The sequence below is a fragment of the Kribbella sp. NPDC004138 genome (assembly GCF_053603655.1).
Window position 1 is genome coordinate 73,557 of sequence record NZ_JBSGFZ010000029.1, and the last position, 19,333, is coordinate 92,889.

Genomic DNA, 19,333 nt, shown 5'->3' on the forward strand with positions numbered 1-19,333 from the left:
CCCTGCCCGCGCGCCTCCGAGCCATGGTGTCCAGGGATTCTTCTTAAGGCGACGTAAGGATGCGGGAGTGGGGGTTGTGGGCCTCCTGTGAATTGAGGATCGTTTGCGGAAGATCTTCAATTCACAGGAGGCCCCTTATGATAACGAGCACTAAATGACTGTCGCTGTCGATTCGGTTGGGGCCGGCCCGAGCGCAGAGGAATTGGCTGCATTCGAGCAGGAAAGGCCGGCGCGGAGGCTGAGTCCGGCCCTGGACCGCGCTCTCTCGGTATGCTGCGCGTTGGTCAGTGTCGGCGTTCTGGTGCAGGTATTCTTTCCGATTCCGGCAGGGACGCAGTTCTATCTGATGCTGTTTCTTGCCGCGGTGTTGCCGGGTGCGCTGCTGTGTTACCGCGGTTGGCGGGTGCCGGCGTTCCTGAACCCGTTCCGCGGAGATCAGCGCCGCGACGACCCGCCGGTGACGGACTGGATTCTGGCGTCGGTTGCGCTGGTGGTCTCGCTGTATCCGCTGCTGGACTTCGACGCGTTCCTGGAGCGGCGGCAGGCTCCCACCCAGCTCGATCTGCTGGCGGGGTCGTTGCTGCTGGTGCTGGCGCTGGAGGCCTGCCGGCGTACGACGGGCTGGGTTCTGCCGGTGGTGAGCCTGTTGTTCATCGGATACGCCTATTACGGCGGCTATTTGCCGTACACGTGGTCCTTGGCGCATCAGGGTTTCGACTTCTCGGCGATCGTGGCGCAGTTGTTCATGGGTACGGCGGGCTTTTACGGGACGCCGTTGGCGGTGGCGGCGAGTTACATCGTCCTGTTCACGATCTATGGCGCTGTGCTGGACGCCTCGGGTGCGGGGAAGTTCTTCATCGACGTGTCGTTCGCGGCGTTCAAACGCAGCCGGACGGCGCCCGGACGGACCGTCACACTGGCGGGTTTCTTGCTGGGCACGGTGTCGGGCTCCGGTACGGCGACGGCGGTGTCGCTGGGCACGGTCGCCTGGCCGATCCTGCGCCGCGCCGGATATCCGCCCGAGCCGGCGGGCGGCATGCTGGCAGCGGCCGGCATCGGGGCGATCCTGTCTCCGCCCACGCTCGGCGCGGCGGCGTTCATCATCGCCGAGTATCTCCAGGTCAGCTATCTCGTGGTCCTCGGCTACGCGACGGTCCCGACCGTTCTGTATTACCTCGGCATCTTGCTGGCGATCGAGATGGACGCCAGGCGGCACGGCACGGACGCGGCCGAGCCGTCGACCCGGTCGGCACGCCGGCTGCTGCTGCGGTTCGGATACCACTTCGTGTCGCTGTTCCTGATCATCGGCTTCATGGCGATGGACATTCCGCCGTTCAAGGCCGTCGTCTACGCGACGTTGCTGCAGATCGGGCTGTCGTTCCTGGACCGTGAGCACCGGTTGACGCCACGCCGGCTCGGCCTGGCGCTCGCGCAGGGCACCCGCTCGGTCCTACCCGTCGTGGCGACCTGCGCCGTAGCCGGCATCATCGTCGCCGTCGTCACCCAGACCGGGCTCGGCCTGAACTTGGCCGAGATCATCGTGTCCGCAGCCTCCGCGATCTCCGAGAACCACACCGTGGTGCTGATCATGACCGTCACGCTGTCAGCGTTCGCGGTCATGGTGCTCGGGTTGGCGGTGCCCGTCACCGCATCGTTCATCATCGCCGCTGTGGTGATCGCGCCCGCCCTGTTCCAGCTCGGCGTGGCCCCGGCCGAGGCGTACATGTTCATCTTCTACTACGCCGTCCTGTCGGAGGTCTCGCCGCCCACCGCGCTCGCTGCCGTCGCGACGGCGGCGATCACCGGCGGGCGGGCGATCCCGACGATGTGGCAGGCGTGGAAGTACACGCTGCCTGCGTTCCTGGTGCCCTTCGCGTTCGTGCTGACACCGAACGGGGCCAACCTGCTGGGCCTCGAGGGTCTGGGAGGTGCGGCGTGGACGCTGGTGGTCTCGGCGCTCGCCGTCGCGGCACTGGCGGTGGTCACCGGCGGATGGATCGCCGTCCGGACCGGCTGGCTGGAGCGTGTCCTCTGCTTTCCTGCCGCGTTGCTGTTGCTCTATCTCGCACCCACCACGATCGGCGTCGGCCTGGGGCTGCTCGGGGCCGCCGTCGTCATCAACCTCGCACGGCGTCAACGCCTGCGGAACACCACGGAAGGGCCGCTACCCACATGAGAATCCGTTCTTTGTCCACTCTGGTGGTCGCACTCGCGTTGACGGTCTCGATGGCCGCCTGCGGCGGGCAACGCAAGCCCGAGTCCGGTGACGGCGCGGGAGGTGGTCGCCTCACCATCGCCACCGGCAACACCACCGGCGTGTACTACCAGCTCGGCGGTGCCCTGGCCGCACTGATCTCGGACAACCTCGACGGTTACCGCGCCACCGCCAGCGAGACCGGCGCCTCCGTGCAGAACATCCAAGGACTGACCGCCGGGAACTACGACATCGCCTTCTCCCTGGCCGACAGCGCCGCCGACGCGGTCGAGGGCAAGAACAGCTTCACCGCGCCGCAGGACGTCGTCGCGCTGAGCCGGCTGTACTCGAACTACACCCAGGTCGTCGTGCGGGCGGCGTCCGGCATCACGAAGATGGCCGATCTGAAGGGCAAGCGGATCTCCACCGGTTCGCCGAACTCCGGCACCGAGGTGATCGCGCGGCGCCTGCTCACCGCCGCCGGCATCGACCCGGTCAAAGACGTCACGGCCCAGCGGCTCGGCCTGCCCGAGTCGGTGGACGCGATGAAGAGCGGACAGATCGACGCCTTGGTCTGGTCCGGCGGACTGCCCACCAGCGGCATCACCGACCTCACCACGTCCATGGGCGCCAAGGTGCGCTTCATCCCGCTCGACGACGTCCTGCCCGCCCTGCAGAAGGAGCACGGCAAGGTGTACGCCGCGGGCGTGATCCCGGCCGCGGCGTACAAGCAGCCGACCGACACCCAGACGATCATCGTGCCGAACCTGCTGCTGGTGCGTAAGGACATGCCCGACGCCCTGGCCGAGAAACTCACCAGCCTGCTCCTCCAGAACAAGGAAGCCCTCGTGCAGGTCAATCCCGCGGCCAAGGGAATCGACCTCAAGAACGCCGCAATGACCGACCCGGTGCCGTTGCACCCGGCCGCGAAGAAGGCCATCGACGCACTGGACTGAGTGCCCACCGTCGATTGACGAGCCGTCAGAAGTAACCGCCCAAGGCTCTATGCGCCGGACAAGTGAGGCCCCTATGTCAACCGCGATCTGCAGGCGTGGTGCCCCGAGTTCGTCCTATTCGATCGACTCGTGGACGACCGACGACGTCCGGCCACCCGAACGTGTCGAGTACTGGATGAGCGTCATCAGCGCGGCCACCCGTTACCGGGTGGATCCGACCTGTTCGCCAGGGACGTTCCGGGGCCGGCTGCTTCGTATCGGCACGGTCGCCTACACGCTCGGCCGGGTATCGGCCGACTGTGCGCAGGGACATCGAACCGCCGCAATGGCGTCCGAGGATCCGCACGACAGCCGCACGCTCATGGTGACGATCCGCGGTCAGTTGCTGGTCCACCAAGATGATCAGGAGTTTCGGGTCGGCCCAGGTGGGGCGTTCCTGGCGTCGTCGAACTCGCCGTTCGAAGCGAAGCTCGACCACGCCGACATCGCGCTGCTGACGATTCCCGGGGCGGAGATGGACAACCGCCTCCGCCCCGGGGCTCGCCGGTCGGCGAACCGGACTCTCGACACCGACCGCGGCTTGGGCCGGGTCCTCGTGGGCGTGCTGGGTGAACTGTTCGCTCAGCGGGCGCACCTGTCGGCAGCCGAATTCGACGCGGTCTGCGATCGGCTGGTCGACCTGCTGTGCATGCTCGCCGTCGGTGACGACCGACCGGACACCGAGGGCGGCCTGGGCGAGGTCGAGGCGATGGTCAGACGCTACGTACGAGAGCACGCCACCGATCCGCGGCTGACCGGCGCCACGGTGGCACGTGCCCTGGGCTGGTCGCTGCGGCAGGTGCAGCTGGCCATGCAGCAGGCAGGTACGACACCTCGGGAACTGATCCGGGAAGAACGACTCGCGCTGGTGCACGAACGCCTGCGCAGCCCTGTTCACATCGTCATCGGCGAGCTCGCCCACAGCTGCGGCTTCTCGTCCAACAGCGTCCTGAGTGCCGCATTCCGTCAGCGCTACGGCATGAGCCCCCGGGAATTCAGAGCGCAATACCTGCGGGACGCATGCGACACGACCGCGGGGAACGGCGTCGGGAAGCCCATCAAGCTCTCCAGCGAGTCCGGCTCGCGCGACTTGCAGCCACTCAGGTAGGCGCGATGGTGGCGCAGCCGACCTGCCGAGCTATCCGCTGCGGGTGATGCCGCTGGCGGGGCCGGCGACGAGGATGGTTCAGGGCTGGCTGAGGAGCGGTCGCCCGGCACGGAAGGGGGAACGGGTATGGCCATCGGACCGGTGCAGTTGATCGTTCTCGGGTTCAACCACCCGAACTTTCACGGAGAGATCATCGACGAACTCGAACGGTTGCGCGCCAGCGACACCATCAAGGTGATCGACGCGCTGGCGGTCCACAAGGACGCAGCAGGCGAGATCGAGGTCGCCCATCTGAGCAACCTCACCCTGGACGAAGCTGTCGAGCTGGGCACGAAGATCGGCGCCCTGATCGGCCTCGGCATCGAAGGTGAGGAAGGCATGGAGGAGGGCGCCGAGCTGGGGGCCGAGGCCGCCGCCGACGGGATGCAGGTCTTCGAGGGGGAGGAATGGGACGTTCTCGAGGACATCCCGAACGACTCTGCCGCCGCACTGCTGCTGATCGAGCACCACTGGGCCGTCCCGCTGCGCGACGCGGTCGCGCGAGCCGGCGGCTTCCGGCTGGCCGACGGCTTCATCAGTCCGCTCGACCTGGTCAGCATCGGACTGCTCGACGCCGCCGAGGCCAAGGAACTGCACGAGATGGAGAAGGCCGCGTCGGCCAAATGACGCCGCCGACCCGAACACGACGTTGGAGGTGACCATGTTCGGCTCCCGCAGGGTGGCCCGACGGACAGCCCGTCGCACAGCGCGACGCGTCGACCGCCGCCGATAACAGCTGAATCAGCTGGCCCGCCAGCCCCGCTCGGTTTTACCGGCGGGGTTTTGGGCGGTTGGTGGGGGTGGCGGTCAGTGGGTCTTCGGGCCAGGGGTGGCGGGGGTAGCGGGCTCGGAGGTCTGCTCGGACCTGGGGGTAGCCCTGCTTCCAGAAGGAGGTGAGGTCGCTGGTGATCGCGACCGGGCGTCGTGCGGGAGACAGTAGGTGCAGGACGACTGGGACGCGGCCGTCGGCGACGAGCGGGGTGGTGGTCCAGCCGAAGACTTCCTGCAGCTTCACGGCGAGGACCGGCGGCTCGGCGCCGTCGTACTCGAGGCGGACGTGTGAGCCTGATGGGACCTGGAGCCGTTCCGGGGCGAGTTCGTCGAACCGGGCTGCTGCCGGCCAGGGCAGTAGTCGCCGGAGCGCCGAGGTCACGTCGATCTGGGCAAGATTGCGGACCGTGGCGAGCTCGGTACCCAGCCATTCGTCGAGATCGGCCAGCAAGGCTTCGTCGTCGACCGGGGGCCACGGGGCTCCGAGGTGGGCGTGGCAGAACGCGAGCCGCTGCCGCAAGGCGAGAGCGGCGTCCGACCAACGCAGTACGGACAGACCGCTGCGGCGGATACCGTCGCGGACGGCCGCCTGCACGAGCAGTGGGTCGGGCTTTGCCAGCGGTACGTCGTTGAGCACGATCGCGCCGAGCGTCTCGACGCGCCGCGTGACGATCCGGCCGTCGTCCCAGCGGATCTGGTCGGTGGTCGAGACCAGTTCGCCGGCGATGTCTCGCGCGGTCTGCTCGTCGATCGGCGCGGCGGAACGGATCCTGGCGTCGGCGCGCCCCGGTGCCCGGTCGGCCACCGCGATCGCCAGCCAGGGTGTGCTCCGCAACGGCGACTGCGGGTCGAGCGCCGCACCCGTACCGCCGGACATTTGGTACGTCGCCGAGCCGGCTCCCCGGACCCGCGCGATCCGGTCCGGATACGCCAGCCCCACCACAACCCCCACCGCAAGGTCGTCCGGCACTGCCTCCGTTGGACCACCCGATGAGTCCCGGCCGAGGCGCCGTGTTTCCTCTCGCCAGCGGGCCGTGGCTCCGCGATCGTCGCCGCGGCGGAGTGCTCGCCAGCGGGCCGGTAGATCGTCGCCGAAGTCGCGGCCGGAGTCGTCCGAGAGCATCGCGACGATCTCGCGCGCCCGGTCGGAGCCGATGCGCGGCGTACCGTCGATCAGCGCACGAGCCAACCGGGGATGCGCCCCGAGCGCCGCCAACCGCCGTCCCCGTTCGGTGATCCGGCCGCTGTCGTCGACGGCGTCGAGGCGGCGCAGTAGTTCGGTGGCCGCGGTCATCGCCACGGCCGGTGGCGCCTCGAGCAAGGTCAGACCGTCGCCGGCAGGCGCACCCCAGGCCGCGAGATCGAGAGCGAAGGCTGCTAAATCGGCGGTAGCTATCTCCGGCGCCGGATGATCGTCGAGATGCGTGTGGTCGACGGCGGACCAGCAGCGATAAACCCGGCCAGGGCCCTCCCGCCCGGAGCGACCCGCTCGCTGGTCGGCCGACGATCTCGACACCCGGCGGGTGACCAACGCACCGAGGCCCCGGGACTGATCGGTCCGCGGCTCCCGGGCAAGACCCGAGTCGACCACAACCCTGATCCCGGGCACGGTCAGCGAACTCTCCGCGACCGACGTCGTGACCACGATCCGGCGAGTAGCGGTCGGGGCCAGCGCGCGGTCCTGTTCGGCCCTCGACTGGCGACCGAACAACGGCAGGACGTTCCGGCCGGCCAGCCGGCGCGTCACCCCGTTGATCTCGGCCTCCCCCGGGACGAACACGAGGATGTCGCCGTCGTTCTCGGTCCACGCACGCTCGACGACGGCCGCGACGTGATCCAGCAGGCGCGGATCGACCCGCCCGCCAGGAAGCAGCGGCACGGGAAGCGGTGGCGGCGCCCACTCGACAGCCACGTCGTACAGCACGGCGGACGCGGTGATCACGGGCGCCGGAACGTCAGTGCCCAGTGCGCGACTCAGCCTGGCCGTGTCCGGCGTGGCAGAGGTCGCAACGATCGCCAGGTCCTCCCGAAGGTTCGCCCGGATGTCGACGCCGAACGCCAGCAGCAGGTCGGCATCGAGGTGCCGCTCGTGGCACTCGTCGATCACGATCGCCGCGACGCCCGGAAGCTCCGGGCTCTGCTGCAGACGCCGTACGAGGAGCCCTGTCGTCACCACCTCGACACGTAGGCCACCTAGTTCTCGGCCGCCGCTGCGTTCGCCGCGCATCGCGTAGCCGATCCGTTGCCCGAGCGGCTCGCCGACCAGCGTCGCCAGCCGGGCCGCCGCCGCGCGGGTCGCCAACCTTCGCGGCTCGGCCACGATGATCTTCCCGCCCAGGGCGTCGCCCAACGCCAGCGGGAGCAGCGAGGTCTTACCCGATCCGGGCGGCGCGACCAAGACCGCCGTACCGCGCGAACGCACCGCTTCGACCGTGGCAGGCAGAACCGCCCGGACCGGCAGATCAGCCCCCGGCACCGACGATTCAGGCAGCAACACGCCCCGACGCTATCGGACCACTACAGCAGGCCGGGCCGCGGCGTCAGAGGCTCGGCTTTCCCGGCTGGTAGAGCCAGGTCTGGAAGAACGTGTCGAGGTCGCGGTGGGTCAGTCGCTCGACGAACCGGATGAAGGTCTGCGTCGAGACGTTGCCGTTCCGGTACGTCGTCGGCCACTGCCGGAGCACCTGGAAGAACGCGCGGTCGCCGATCTTCAGGCGGAGCGCCTGCAACGTCATCGCGCCGCGGTTGTAGACCAGGTCGTCGAAGATCTGGTCCCGCCCGGGGTCGGCCACCTTGCCGGACCAGTCCTTCTCGTTCGCGTAGGTCTCCGCGAAGCTCTGCTGCACCGGGACGCCGTTGAACTTCTCCTGGTAGAGCCACTCCGAGTAGGTGGCGAAGCCTTCGTTCAGCCAGATGTCCGACCAGTGCACCGGAGTGAGGCTGTCGCCGAACCACTGGTGGCCGAGCTCGTGGGCGAGCAGGTCACCACTGACCTTGCTCGTGCGCTGGTCGTACACCGGACGGCTCTGCGTCTCCAGGGCGTAGTGCACGCCGACGTCGGCGAGGATGCCGCCGGTCGAGTCGAACGGGTAGCGCCCGTACATCGACGACTCCCACTGGACGATCTGCGCCGTGGTCCGGTTGAACACCTGGCCCTGACCGGGTTTCGTGTCGATCGACTGACCGATCGCGGTGATGTTCGGCCGGCCGTCGGCGGTCACCGAGCGAGTGACGTTGTACTTCCCGATCGCCAGCATCGCGAGCTCGCTGGCCATCGGCTGCTTCATCTGCCACCGAAAGGTGGTCCGGCCGTTGTGCTTGGTGGTCGGTCCGGGTTCGCCGTTGGCGAGCACGGTGAGTCCGGTCGGCACAGTGACGGTCTGGGTGTACGTCGCCTTGTCGCCGGTCGTGTCGTTCACCGGGTAGTACGTCGCCGCGCCGATCGGCTGGTTGAGCGCGACCGCACCGTCCTTGGTGGCAACCCAGCCGGAAAGGCCCAGCGCCGGGTCGTCGATCTTCTGCGGGACGCCTGCGTAGGTCACCGAGACGAGGAACGTGCTCCCCCGCCACAGACCGTGCCGTGGAGTGATCACCAGCTCCTGCGCACCGCTGCGGGTGAATGCCGCGTCGCGCCCGTTGACGGAGAGCTTGCTGATCTTCAGCGGCCCCTGGAAATCCAGGTTGAACCGGGACAGATTCTGCGTGGCTCTGGCAACGATCGTCGTGGTCGCGCTGATCGCCTTGGTTCTGGGATCGAACGCCAGCCTGATGTCGTAATGACCGACGTCGTAGCCGCCGTTTCCCATGTCAGGGAAGTACGGATCCCCGGCGCCCGGCGCGCCGGGCGAGAACAGCGGCGCTCGTACGGGGGCCGCATTCGCCGTCAGGCTCGGCGCCGCCACCAGTCCGAGAGACAACGCACAGATCATCACCAGGTAACCGCGGCGACGGTCGAAACGTCCCACAATTCCTCCAGGTCTGTCAGGGTTTGAGGGCCCGCGTGGCGAAGTAGCCGGGCAGCCAGCCTGCGGTGGCGTCGGAATGGTGCGGCGCCTCGTCGAACCCGGTGATCACGAAGCCGGCGGCGAGCTGCCCGCCGAGCTGCTCGGCCATCGTGTGGCTGTACTCCAGCGGCGCGTCGGCTCCCCACAGCCGCTCGCGCTCCTCGGCCGGGACGTGGGTCAGGTCGCTGTACGGAAGGCGGTGGCGCACGACCAGCTCGCCGCGGGTGTCCATGGCCTCGTTGTCGAACAGGTACACGTCCGGGTTGAGGAAGCCGCACAGCAGCGCGCCGCCCGGCCGCAGCACCCGGAAGCACTCGCGCCACACCGGTGCGAGCTCGGGCACGAACAGGTTCGAGACCGGGTTGAAGACCAGGTCGAACGACGAGTCGCCGAACTCCGACAGGTCGCGCATGTCACCCAGCACCGTGCGCAGCTCCAGGCCCTCGCGCTCCGCGACCAGCTGATCCTGGGCGAGCTGGCGCGGCGAGTTGTCGAAGACCGTGACGTGCGCGCCGGCCGCGGCGAGGATCGGGCCTTGCTGCCCGCCGCCCGAAGCCAGACAAAGTAGGTCCACGTCGGACAGGTCGGCGGGGAACCACGCCCGGTCGGCCGGCCGGTACCCGATGAGCACGACCGACCAGTCACCGGCGCGTGCCCGTGCGACGGTCTCGGGAGTGACTGGTCTCGACCACTCGTTGCCGCTCTCGACCTGAAGGTCCCACGCCACGCGGTTGTGCGCTACCGGATCGACGCTCACGGGCCCACGGTACGCCCCGACGATCGCCGCCGGGACCGATTTCGGTGGTGCAGCTGATATGTCAGGACTTTGCCGGCCCGAACACCTTTGACAGTTGAGGAATCAGGGACTTTGGTGAAGATTTGGTCAGGCGCACCGACAGGCCGCACCCGAGTGCCAAGTGACTTCCGTCTCCCCTAGGATGACAAGAGGTTCCTTTCCCGACATGAAGGCTGCGCCAATGGCCCCATCAGACGACTCGGAATACAATCCGGGTTTCGACACTTCCCAGCCGACCATCGCCCGCGTCTACGACGCTCTCCTCGGTGGCAAGGACAACTTCGCCGCCGACCGCGAGGGCGCCGCGCTGTACTTGAAGTACGTGCCGGACGCCGGACGCTGCGCGATCGAGAACCGTGAGGCCCTGGTCAGGGGCGTGCACTACCTCGTGCGGACGGCGGGGATCGACCAGTTCCTCGACATCGGCAGCGGCCTGCCGACGCAGAAGAACACCCACCAGGCGGCGCAGGAGATCAACCCTGACGCCCGGGCTGCGTACGTCGACAACGACCCGATCGTGCTCGCCCACGGCCGTGCCCTGCTGGCCACCAACAACAGCACGATCGTCGTCACCGCCGACCTGCGTGAGCCGCAGTCGATCCTCGACAACGAGGAGATCAAGGCCCACCTGGACTTCTCGCGTCCGATCGCGCTGATGGTCGTCGGCCTGCACATGCACTTCCACGACGACGAGAAGCCGGACGAATGGGTCCGCACGCTGATGGACGCGCTCGCCCCGGGCAGCTACCTGTTCATCACCGACTTCGTCGACACCGGCGAGCCGCTGCAGAAGTCGATGGAGCGGGCCGGCCTCGAGAGCCTCGGCAACGGCTGGATCCGGACCCCGGAGCGCATCGAGCAGCACTTCCTCGGGTTGCCGCTGATCCCGCCCGGCGTGGACTTCCTGGCGCGCTGGCACCCGGAGGACCCGGATGCCGACGTCCCGGCCGCCGACGAGCTCGCGGCGTACCAGCGCATCCTGATGGCAGGCATCGCGAAGAAGGTCTGACCGGCACGAGGCGCGCAGCCCGACGGGCTGCGCGCCTCTGCCCGCCGCAGCTGTGTCGAGCTCAGGCCGACGGGAAGCAGGCGGCGACGGCCAGTTGGTCGACGAAGTCGTTCATGTCGTGGCCGGAGTGGCCCTTGACCCACTGGAACGCGACATCTCCGCGCTCGGTGACCAGCCCGACCAGCGGCTCCCACAGGTCTCTGTTGGCGACCGGCTTCTTCGCCGACGTGAGCCAGCCTCGCTCGAGCCAACCGGCGTGCCATCGGTCGCGGAAGCAGTTCACGACGTACGTCGAGTCCGAGACGACGAGCAGCGGACCGTCGTTGGCGCGCACGGCCTCCAGGGCGGCGCGGATCTCCATCCGCTGGTTCGTGGAGGCGGCCTCGTGACCGGCCGCGAACTCGGTCTTCGACAACGCCCAGGCCCACCCGCCGGGTCCAGGGTTGCGCGAGCACGCGCCGTCGGTGAACACGGTGCGCGCTCCGAGGGGAACTGTCATGTCAGCCGGACGCGGCCGGCGAGTGCGAACTGAAGGCATCGGCACCAGATGCTACCCGCCGAGCGTGATCTCGATCGTGTGGTCTCCCTGAAGGGAGGCCGGTACGCCGGACTGCGGGCTGCCGTCGAGCTCGAACCCGCGGACGACGGTGCCGGTGCCGCGGAGCGTCACCGTCAGCCCGGCGTCGCGGTACCGCAGGCCGCTCAGCGTGACATCACCCCAACCAGCCGGGAGGGACGGCGCGAAGGTGAGGCCGCGGTCGTCGAATCTCATCCCGAACAGCCCGGTGTGCATCATGTCGATGTACGCCGTCGCCGACCAGGTCTGGTCCGGTTCCGAATCCCAGCGGCGCTTCAGTACGCCGGTCGCGCCCTGGTAGCCGCCCTCGACGGCGCCGGTGTTCCCGTCGTAGATCTCCCAGAAGCCGCCGCTGTTCCTGACGAGCTCCGCGAGCAGCCTGGTCTCCGTCGCGAACCCCTCCACATCGCCATGCTCGGCCAACCCCTTGGCCCAGAGCCCTTGCACGAGCGGCCAGACGATCGCGTTGTGCCGTCCGGGCTCCGCGCCGGAGTATCGGTCCCAGTGCGGATACGTGTCGGGCATTCCCCACGGCATCCGCTGCGCATTCGAGATCAGCGCACTGGCTTGCGCGTCGTCGGCGATCCCGAAGAGCAGCGCGAACGCCAGACCCGTGCCTTCCTGATAGACGCCCGGCGTGCCATCGGCCGTGAGCTCGTAGTTGTAGCTTCCGGTCCGCGGATTCCAGAAATGTTCGTTGATGGCTTGCTTGATCGCCGCCGCCTTGGACCGGTGGCCGTCGGTCGGCCGGCCGAGTGCGTCCGCCATCTCGGCCGCCCGCGTGTACGCCGCGTAGTACAGCGCGTTGGTGCTGAGGTACATCCCCGAGACGACCTCCGGGTACGACGTACTCTCGCTCCCCCGCGACTCGCCCCCGTCGGCCGTCGGCAGGGGGAAACCGGAGACGCCGTCGTTGAAGAACGACGGGCCGGTGAACAGGCCGTAGCGCGCATCGGCGCCGAAGACCGTCGCTTGCTCGCGGAGCGCGAGCGTGTTCGTGACGACCTCGTACGCACTCCGCAGGAAGTCCCGGTCGCCGGTCACCAGATAGTGGTGCCAGGCGCCGACGGTCCACACCACCTGATCCCACTGCTGGCTGTCCTGCTGCACCCTGAGGTTGCCCCCGGCATCCTTCTCGACCACCGCCCACAGCGTGTTCGCGGCCACCGCCGGCGCCAGCAGACTCGTCGCGTTCCAGCTGTTGATCGTCGCGTCCCGGGTCCACGGTTGCTCGTAGCCGCCGCCGGCGCGGACCATGCCGACCGCTGGATTCATCAGCCCGCTCCTGGCGTAGATCTCGCCGAACGGAACGCTGTTGGTGCCCAGCAGGTTCTCGAGCGCCGCGTCGTAGGTCGCCCCGTACAGCGCCTGGCTCTCCGGATCCGCGAACCGTAGCGTCGGCCGTGAGTCTGTCGTGGTCATCCGCTCATTCCATCAGACCGCCGACCTCGCGCTGCGGCCCCGGTCCGAGGGTTGAACGGCGGGTACCGGGTGCTTGTCAGAGCCCGGTCAAGGGAGGCGCGTGATGAGCATTGGGTTCGGGATCTTTCTGATGGCCGCCGGCGCGATCATCGCGTTCGGCCTGCGCGACCGTAGTGACGCGGTCGACCTACCTGCCCTCGGGGTGATCCTGATGCTGGCCGGAGCTGCCGGCATCTGGCTGTCGTACGTGATCACCAACAAGCGCCGCCGCGTCGCGACGCAGGCCCTGGACGAGTCGGTCGAGGAGGAGTACCGCACGGTCCAGTCCGGACGGATCCGCGCGTACGTCGTCCGCAAACCCAAACCCGCACCGGCGACGACGGCGGACTCCCCGACTGCCCGCAGTATCGACCTCGACCCCGCCGCCAGCGGCCTCCCCACCACGCCCGCCGCCGAAGAACCCGCCGACGTCGCCGCGGCGCCCGTCACCGCGCGCCGCCGACGGCTCCTCGGCGCGCCCCGAAGGCGCTGACCCGGCGCAGGTCCTGAGGCCGGCGCTAGCGTGACGACTCGGCGTAGTCGCGGGCGTCGATCAACTCCTGGGCGACCTCGCGAAGCGGCCGCCCGGTGTCCAGCGAGTTCTGCTTGAGCGCCTCGAACGCCTCGTAGCCGTCCATACCGTCGCGCTCCATCAGGATGCCGGTCGCCCGCCCGACCAGCTCGCGTACGTCGGGTGTCACGACCAGGCCGGCCTCGGGACGGACCGTCGCGATCGCCATCGCCGCCTGAGTGCCCAGGACGTGTGCGAAGGCGACGTCGTCGTCATCGAAACCGTCCGGGATCTCACTGAACAGACTCAGCGTCACCGACGCCTGCCGACCGGCCGGCACCGGTATATGAGCAGCGCTGCGGATGCCCGCCGCGAGCGCGCGATCGGTCCACAGATGCGACCAGCGCTGCTCGATCAGCACGTCCGGGACGATCTGCTCCCGATCTGTCCGGATCGCGCTGATCAGCGGCCCCTCCCCCAGCTCGATCTGCACCTGGCACAGCCCGACCAGCCTGGGGTCGGTCAGCGCGACGATTTCGACGCTTGTCTGCTCGTGAACCAGCACCACCGAGGCGTACGTGCAACCGACGGCGTGGACGGCGAACCGTACGACCGCATCGACGGCTTGGTCGACGCCCAGGACAGGAAGCAGCTCGGTCGGCCGCCGATGCTGCGCCATGGCTTCACCTCGAACAGTGCCGAAACGGCGACCCCTCGCGTCAGCGAACAGACCGAGGCGTCGCGCGGCGGGCAAGAATCCCGCCTGATAAACCCGGTACCCGCAGAACAGCACGCGAAACCACCCGCGTTCGAGGAACTCGTAGATGATGGCGACTCTGCCGCCAGTCGAGCTCTCTGGAAGGGACCGGTGTGACGATGACCGCTGACGTTCAGCAGCTCCAGCTCGAGGAAGCCCCGTTCGTGGATCAGGCCGCCTGGCCCGCGCGGTGGATCCTGGCGGCAGAAAGCGGCGACGTGGTCGGATTCCGGCTGCGGGTCGAGTGCTCGGAGGCGGCTGAGATCGTTGTCCACGTCTCGGCGGACGAACGGTACGAACTGTGGCTCGACGGCGACCTCCTCGGCCGCGGGCCGTCGCGGGGCGACATCGGCCACTGGCCGTTCGAGAGCTACCGGCTGCAGTTGCCGCCCGGCGCCCACTGGCTCGCCGCTCGCGTGTGGAGCCTCGGCGACGACGCGCCCCTCGCGCAGCTGAGCCTCGGCGACGGCCCCACCTTCCTCCTCGCAGCCGAGACTGTGCACGGCCGGCCGCCCAAGCTCGACACTGGTACGGCGACCTGGCAAGCGGCGACCCTGCCAGGACACGGCCGCCGGCCGAAGGGCGACGGGTACGGCTGCGGAGCCAGGCACGTCAGCGACGGCCGCACGTACCCATGGGGCTGGCAAACCGGCACGGACGACCTCGAGTGGTCAGCTGCCACCGAAGGACGGACGACAAACGGCCTGCGACTGCTGGTGCCGTCCCGCCTGCCCGCACCGGCGCAGCGGTGGGCCGAGGGCGCCCGCATCCGCCATGTCGCCGCCCACCCCGCGGGTGAGCCGACGCACGACCGCGTCGTACAGCCGGCGGACAACCTCGACGTCGAGGCCCGCGACTGGCAGCGGCTGCTCGACGGTACGGCGTTGTCGGTGCCGCCCGGGACCTGCCGCCGTGTGCTCATCGATCTCGACCAGTACGTCTGCGCATACCCGGTCCTCGATCTCGACGGCGGCCGCGACGCCGAGGTGCGGCTGCACTGGCAGGAGTCCCTCTACGAGACGGAGGCCGGAGCAGGTAAGGGACATCGCGATGTCGTCGCGGGCAAGCTGTTCGGCCGTCCCGGTCTCGGAGCGGACGGCATCGGTGACAGCTTCGTCGCCGGCGGCGGTCACGAGCGACACAGCACGCTGTGGTGGCAGTCCGGCCGCTATGTCGAGGTCCTCGTCACCACCGCGGCCGAACCGCTGACGATCACCGGGCTGCGGTTCCGTGAGACCCATTATCCGTACGAAGACCGCAGCCGCTTCACCGCGAGCGACCCGCGGCTGGCGCAGGTCGGCGTACTCGCGTTCCGGACGCTGCAGGCCTGCAGCCACGAGACGACCATGGACTGCCCCTATTACGAGCAGCTTCAGTACGCCGGCGACACCCGGCTGCAATGCCTGATCGCCTACGCCACCACCGGCGACGACGCCCTCGCCCGGCAGGCACTGCGCGCTTTCGCCCACAGCCAGGACGGCAACGGGTTGGTCGCCTCCCGGACGCCGTCCCGCAGGTCCTCCCCGATCCCGCCGTTCACACTGTGGTGGGTCGCGATGGTGCACGACTTCGCGTTGTGGCGCGGCGATCTGGCATTCGTCACAGAGTTGATGCCCGCCGTACGTGCGGCCGTCGAGGTTCACCAGGAGTCGGTCGACGACCGCGGGATCTTCCACGCGCTGCACGGCTGGAACTTCACCGACTGGGTGCCAGGCTGGGACGCCGGCAGTCCGCCCGGGATCGTCCAGGACGGGGAGCAACATCCTGACTGGCCAGGTCCCGGGCGCGGGGTGTCGGCGGTGCTGCACCTCCAGCTGGCGCTGGTCGCACGGCAGGTCGCCGAGCTGGAGTCCTGGGTCGGCGAGCCCGACGCATCCGCTCGGTACGCACGACTGGCCGACCAACTCCTCGAAGCTGCCGACGAAGCGTTCTACGACGCCGATCGCGGGCTGTACGCCGACGACCTCGGCCACACCGCCTTCAGCGAACACTCGCAAGCGCTGGCCCTGCTCGCGGGCGCGAAGTACGGCGAGCCAGCCGTGCGGACGATGCTCCTGGAACCGCCCGTACCGCTGGCGCGGACGACGGTGTACTTCGATCATTACCTGTTCGAAGCACTGCACGCGATCGGGCGCACCGACGTGCTGCTCGCCCGGCTCGACCTATGGTTCGGGCTGCTGGACCAGGGCCTGCGCACGGTCGTCGAACACCCCGAACCGACCCGCAGCGACTGCCACGCGTGGGGCGCCCATCCGCTGTACCACTACGTCGCGACGCTGCTCGGCGTCCGGCCGACAGCCCCCGGGATGACGTCCGTCACCGTCGCCCCGCAACTCGGCGGCCTCGAGTGGGCCCAGGCCTCCGTCCCCACCCCGCACGGCCCCCTGCAGATCCGAGCCGAAGCCGGCAAACCACCCGAAATCACCGCACCCCCACAGATCACCGTGACAATGGCAGCAACACGCTGATCAGACCGCAGCACCGCACCTGCCGCCGCCGCTCAGGTCCGCCGATCGAGGCGGCGTGTCTCGCCTTCCGTCCGCTCGGGCTGCAGGTCTGTCAGGCGGCTCAGCACGTTCTCGTCGTAGAGGAGGATGTTCAGGTCCTTCGAGGTCAGTTCGGCGCCTTCGGAGGTCTTCGCGCGGACGTCGTCGAGCAGGTCGTCGCAACCCCAGGAACGCAGCGGATGGATCCGGCTGGTCAGGGTGTGGATCGCGTGCACCGCAGGATCGGCGACCATCTCCGGCACCGGACGACCCGACAGCCTCCCGACCTGGCCGCGAAGGACACGCGACACTTCGTCCGAGCGGGCCAGGATCGCAGGGATGGAGGTCTGCTCAGGTGTGAGCAGCAGGCGGCGACGGAACCGTCGATCCACTGCCTCGGATCCTGTCACGCAGGCGAGCGGGATACTCAGGAGGAGCCCGACCGCCATCGGCCAGTACCAGAGCGGCAGGACCGAAGCACACAGGGCGCCGACCATCGCCACGCCCGCAGCCGTATGTCCGCCGAACACGCGCGCCGCCTCCCGGACCGGCAGGGCAGCGCATTCACGGCGCTGCGGTTTCCAGCCGGAGTCTCTGCCCAGCAGGATCGTGATGACGAAGGCCGCCTGGCTGAGCGCCATCGCCGGCCAGAGCAGGATCGACAGCACCCACTCGACCACCGCGCTCGCCGCGATGCGGATGGCTCCGCCGTGCGCCGTACGGACGCTGCTCGTCGCCAGCGCGGCAATCAGCCCGAGGAGACGCGGCACGAACAGCATCGTCACGACACACGCGACGCCGAACCATTCGGCGGACCAGCCGAGGGAGCAGTCGGACAGCGCTCCGCCCCAGCACGATCGCTCCGGCGAGTGCATCGAGGTGACGAGCAGACCCGCGCTGAACACCAGCGACAGCGGACCTGAGATCTGTCCGCAGATGCCGATGACGAGATGGAGCCGGCTGAGCGGCGTGAGACCGGCCGCGGCCAGCAGGTTGAGATGCTGCAGGTTTCCCTGGCACCAGCGTCGTTGCCTGATCAGGTGATCGACCAGGTTCGGCGGCGACTCCTCGTACGCGCCGGAAACGTCGGGCGCGAGCCAGACCTCCCAGCCGGCCCGTTTGAGCAGCGCTGCCTCGATGAAGTCGTGGCTCAGGTAGTGGCCGCGGAAGGGAGCCCGCTTGTGCATGGCCGGGAGCCCGCAGTGCTGTGTGAACGCCTCCACGCGGATGATCGCGTTGTGCCCCCAGTAGTTGCCGTTCCCCAACTGCCATGCCGCTTGCCCGTTCAGGTCGAGCCTGCCGTACAGCGAACCGGCGAAGTGGGCGCACCGGCTGAACAGCGTTCTCCCGTTCACGAAGGCGGCGGCCGTCTGGACGAGACCCGCACGAGGATTCGACTCCATACAGCGCACCAGCCGTACGGCGGTCCGGCCCTCCAGCACGCTGTCGGCGTCGAGCGTGATCATGTACTGGTACTTGCTCCCCCACCGCTCGCAGAAGTCGGCGATGTTGCCGGTCTTCCGGGCCGTGTTCAACGGCCTGCGGCGATAGAAGATCCGGCCGTTGCCACCCGTGCGGGCGCACACTGTCTGCCACGCCGCCTGCTCCTGGAGCCAGAGCGTCGGATCGGTCGTGTCGCTCAGCACGAAGAAGTCGAACGAGCTCGACAGACCGGTCGCCCGGAGGCTCTCGTACATCGCCTGCACGTTGGCGAAGACGACCTCGGGGTCCTCGTTGTAGATCGGGATCAGGATCGCCGTACGGCCGCTGATCTGTTCACTGTCCGACTGCGGGCCCGGGACGCTCAGCGCGCCCAGTGACCCCAGGAAGCCTGCCATCGCCGCCCAGAAGGACAGTGCGAGATTCGCGGTCAACGGGACGAAGAGCACCACGAGTAGCGTCCCGATGAGCCAATGGACGCCGATTCCCGCCAGCACGAGACCCAGAGAGATCGCAGTGGCCACCGCGGTCAGGCCGGCGGCGATTAGGATCGCCGCGCGGGTACCGGACGGCCCCGTCACGGCGCACCCCGGCCGGCGTCGGGCCGTTCGGTGGACAAGGTGGCCAGCGGACGGTCCGCGGCCCAGATCGGCGTCAGGTCCGCGGTCGGCAGCGTCACTCTTGCCTCCGTCGGCGTCGGGATCGGGACGTTCGCGACGATGGCCGGACGGAAATCGGGCGGCAGCGGCCCGGCGGACAGGACGACGTTCGGCCAGCGAGCGGGTCCGGAGCACAGGAAGAAGGCGGCTCGAGCCGCGATGTGCACCGGGAGCGCGGTGTCGAGTCGTCCCTGCAGCGCGGACGTGAACCACGCGTCGACGGCGGTCTGCAGCCGGTCGATCCGAACCCTGCTCCAGGGGTTGCCGTCGGCAACCACAACGGCGAGCTCCTGGTGGACGACCGGATCGGTGACGCCATAGCCGCGGAGAAACCCCGAGACCGCGGAATCCGGCAGGCCGGGCGGCGCGCCGGCGACGGACGGATCGACTGTCGTGGACGTTTGGAGGTCTTCGGACACCCTGCGTCTCCCCCTGCGGTGGGCGGCGGTGAAACACAGGAGATTCTTCGGCGCGGTCCGGACCGGAACAAGGAATCAACCCGGCGCACGCCATGCCAAAAGAAGCA

General features: G+C 68.8%; 15 protein-coding genes. 7 read left to right on the top strand and 8 right to left on the bottom strand.

Annotated features, from left to right (window positions below; all coding sequences use genetic code 11):
* Nucleotides 1-154 precede the first annotated feature (154 nt).
* The 4 genes from ACWEOO_RS34250 to ACWEOO_RS34265 all read left to right on the top strand — a co-directional run bounded on the left by ACWEOO_RS34250 (nt 155) and on the right by ACWEOO_RS34265 (nt 4,963).
* Entirely contained in the window at nt 155-2,176 is a 2,022-nt protein-coding gene (locus tag ACWEOO_RS34250; protein ID WP_452146562.1) for a TRAP transporter permease, read from the top strand.
* Nucleotides 2,177-2,187: 11 nt separating this feature from the next.
* Entirely contained in the window at nt 2,188-3,150 is a 963-nt protein-coding gene (locus ACWEOO_RS34255) for a TAXI family TRAP transporter solute-binding subunit (protein WP_452146563.1), read from the top strand.
* Between the two features lie 175 nt (nt 3,151-3,325).
* Nucleotides 3,326-4,297 carry an AraC family transcriptional regulator gene (locus ACWEOO_RS34260; protein WP_452146564.1) on the top strand — a complete coding sequence of 324 codons (972 nt, stop codon included), beginning with the start codon at nt 3,326-3,328 and terminating at the stop codon, nt 4,295-4,297.
* Between the two features lie 126 nt (nt 4,298-4,423).
* Nucleotides 4,424-4,963 carry a hypothetical protein gene (locus tag ACWEOO_RS34265; protein ID WP_452146565.1) on the top strand — a complete coding sequence of 180 codons (540 nt, stop codon included), beginning with the start codon at nt 4,424-4,426 and terminating at the stop codon, nt 4,961-4,963.
* Nucleotides 4,964-5,105: 142 nt separating this feature from the next.
* Here ACWEOO_RS34265 and hrpB read toward each other — a convergent pair whose 3' ends face one another.
* Genes hrpB through ACWEOO_RS34280 form a run of 3 tightly spaced genes read right to left on the bottom strand, consistent with a single transcriptional unit; the run spans nt 5,106 to nt 9,868 of the window.
* The gene (gene hrpB / locus ACWEOO_RS34270) at nt 5,106-7,604 is read right to left on the bottom strand and encodes an ATP-dependent helicase HrpB (protein WP_452146566.1); all 2,499 of its coding nucleotides are present in this window, start codon (nt 7,602-7,604) and stop codon (nt 5,106-5,108) included.
* A 43-nt stretch (nt 7,605-7,647) separates the two neighbouring features.
* Nucleotides 7,648-9,072: a M1 family metallopeptidase gene (locus tag ACWEOO_RS34275; RefSeq protein ID WP_452146567.1), complete on the bottom strand. Its 1,425-nt coding sequence runs from the start codon at nt 9,070-9,072 to the stop codon at nt 7,648-7,650.
* A gap of 16 nt (nt 9,073-9,088) precedes the next feature.
* Nucleotides 9,089-9,868: a class I SAM-dependent methyltransferase gene (locus ACWEOO_RS34280; RefSeq protein ID WP_452146568.1), complete on the bottom strand. Its 780-nt coding sequence runs from the start codon at nt 9,866-9,868 to the stop codon at nt 9,089-9,091.
* 220 nt (nt 9,869-10,088) lie between these two features.
* On the opposite strand from ACWEOO_RS34280, the gene ACWEOO_RS34285 reads away from it, so the two are divergent.
* Complete coding sequence (locus ACWEOO_RS34285; RefSeq protein ID WP_452146569.1) at nt 10,089-10,916, top strand: SAM-dependent methyltransferase; 828 nt, start codon at nt 10,089-10,091, stop codon at nt 10,914-10,916.
* Nucleotides 10,917-10,977: 61 nt separating this feature from the next.
* Here ACWEOO_RS34285 and ACWEOO_RS34290 read toward each other — a convergent pair whose 3' ends face one another.
* Nucleotides 10,978-11,415, bottom strand: coding sequence for a ribonuclease H family protein (locus tag ACWEOO_RS34290; protein WP_452146570.1), 438 nt, complete (start codon nt 11,413-11,415; stop codon nt 10,978-10,980).
* A 51-nt stretch (nt 11,416-11,466) separates the two neighbouring features.
* Nucleotides 11,467-12,915 (bottom strand): MGH1-like glycoside hydrolase domain-containing protein, encoded by a 1,449-nt coding sequence (locus tag ACWEOO_RS34295; protein WP_452146571.1) that lies wholly within the window; start codon nt 12,913-12,915, stop codon nt 11,467-11,469.
* 103 nt (nt 12,916-13,018) lie between these two features.
* Between ACWEOO_RS34295 and ACWEOO_RS34300 the strand changes: the two genes are divergently transcribed.
* Nucleotides 13,019-13,447 carry a DUF6458 family protein gene (locus ACWEOO_RS34300; protein ID WP_452146572.1) on the top strand — a complete coding sequence of 143 codons (429 nt, stop codon included), beginning with the start codon at nt 13,019-13,021 and terminating at the stop codon, nt 13,445-13,447.
* Between the two features lie 25 nt (nt 13,448-13,472).
* Here the strand turns inward: ACWEOO_RS34300 and ACWEOO_RS34305 are convergent, their stop codons facing one another.
* Entirely contained in the window at nt 13,473-14,144 is a 672-nt protein-coding gene (locus ACWEOO_RS34305; protein WP_452146573.1) for a GAF and ANTAR domain-containing protein, read from the bottom strand.
* 197 nt (nt 14,145-14,341) lie between these two features.
* Here ACWEOO_RS34305 and ACWEOO_RS34310 point away from each other — a divergent pair, with 197 nt between their 5' ends.
* A complete protein-coding gene (locus ACWEOO_RS34310) occupies nt 14,342-16,690 on the top strand; it encodes an alpha-L-rhamnosidase-related protein (RefSeq protein ID WP_452146574.1) in 2,349 nt (782 codons plus the stop codon).
* A gap of 32 nt (nt 16,691-16,722) precedes the next feature.
* Here ACWEOO_RS34310 and mdoH read toward each other — a convergent pair whose 3' ends face one another.
* Both mdoH and ACWEOO_RS34320 read right to left on the bottom strand, forming a co-directional pair.
* The gene (gene mdoH / locus ACWEOO_RS34315) at nt 16,723-18,729 is read right to left on the bottom strand and encodes a glucans biosynthesis glucosyltransferase MdoH (protein WP_452146575.1); all 2,007 of its coding nucleotides are present in this window, start codon (nt 18,727-18,729) and stop codon (nt 16,723-16,725) included.
* Nucleotides 18,726-19,226 (bottom strand): hypothetical protein, encoded by a 501-nt coding sequence (locus ACWEOO_RS34320; RefSeq protein WP_452146576.1) that lies wholly within the window; start codon nt 19,224-19,226, stop codon nt 18,726-18,728. The genes mdoH and ACWEOO_RS34320 overlap by 4 nt, the downstream gene beginning before the upstream one ends.
* Nucleotides 19,227-19,333: the final 107 nt, after the last annotated feature.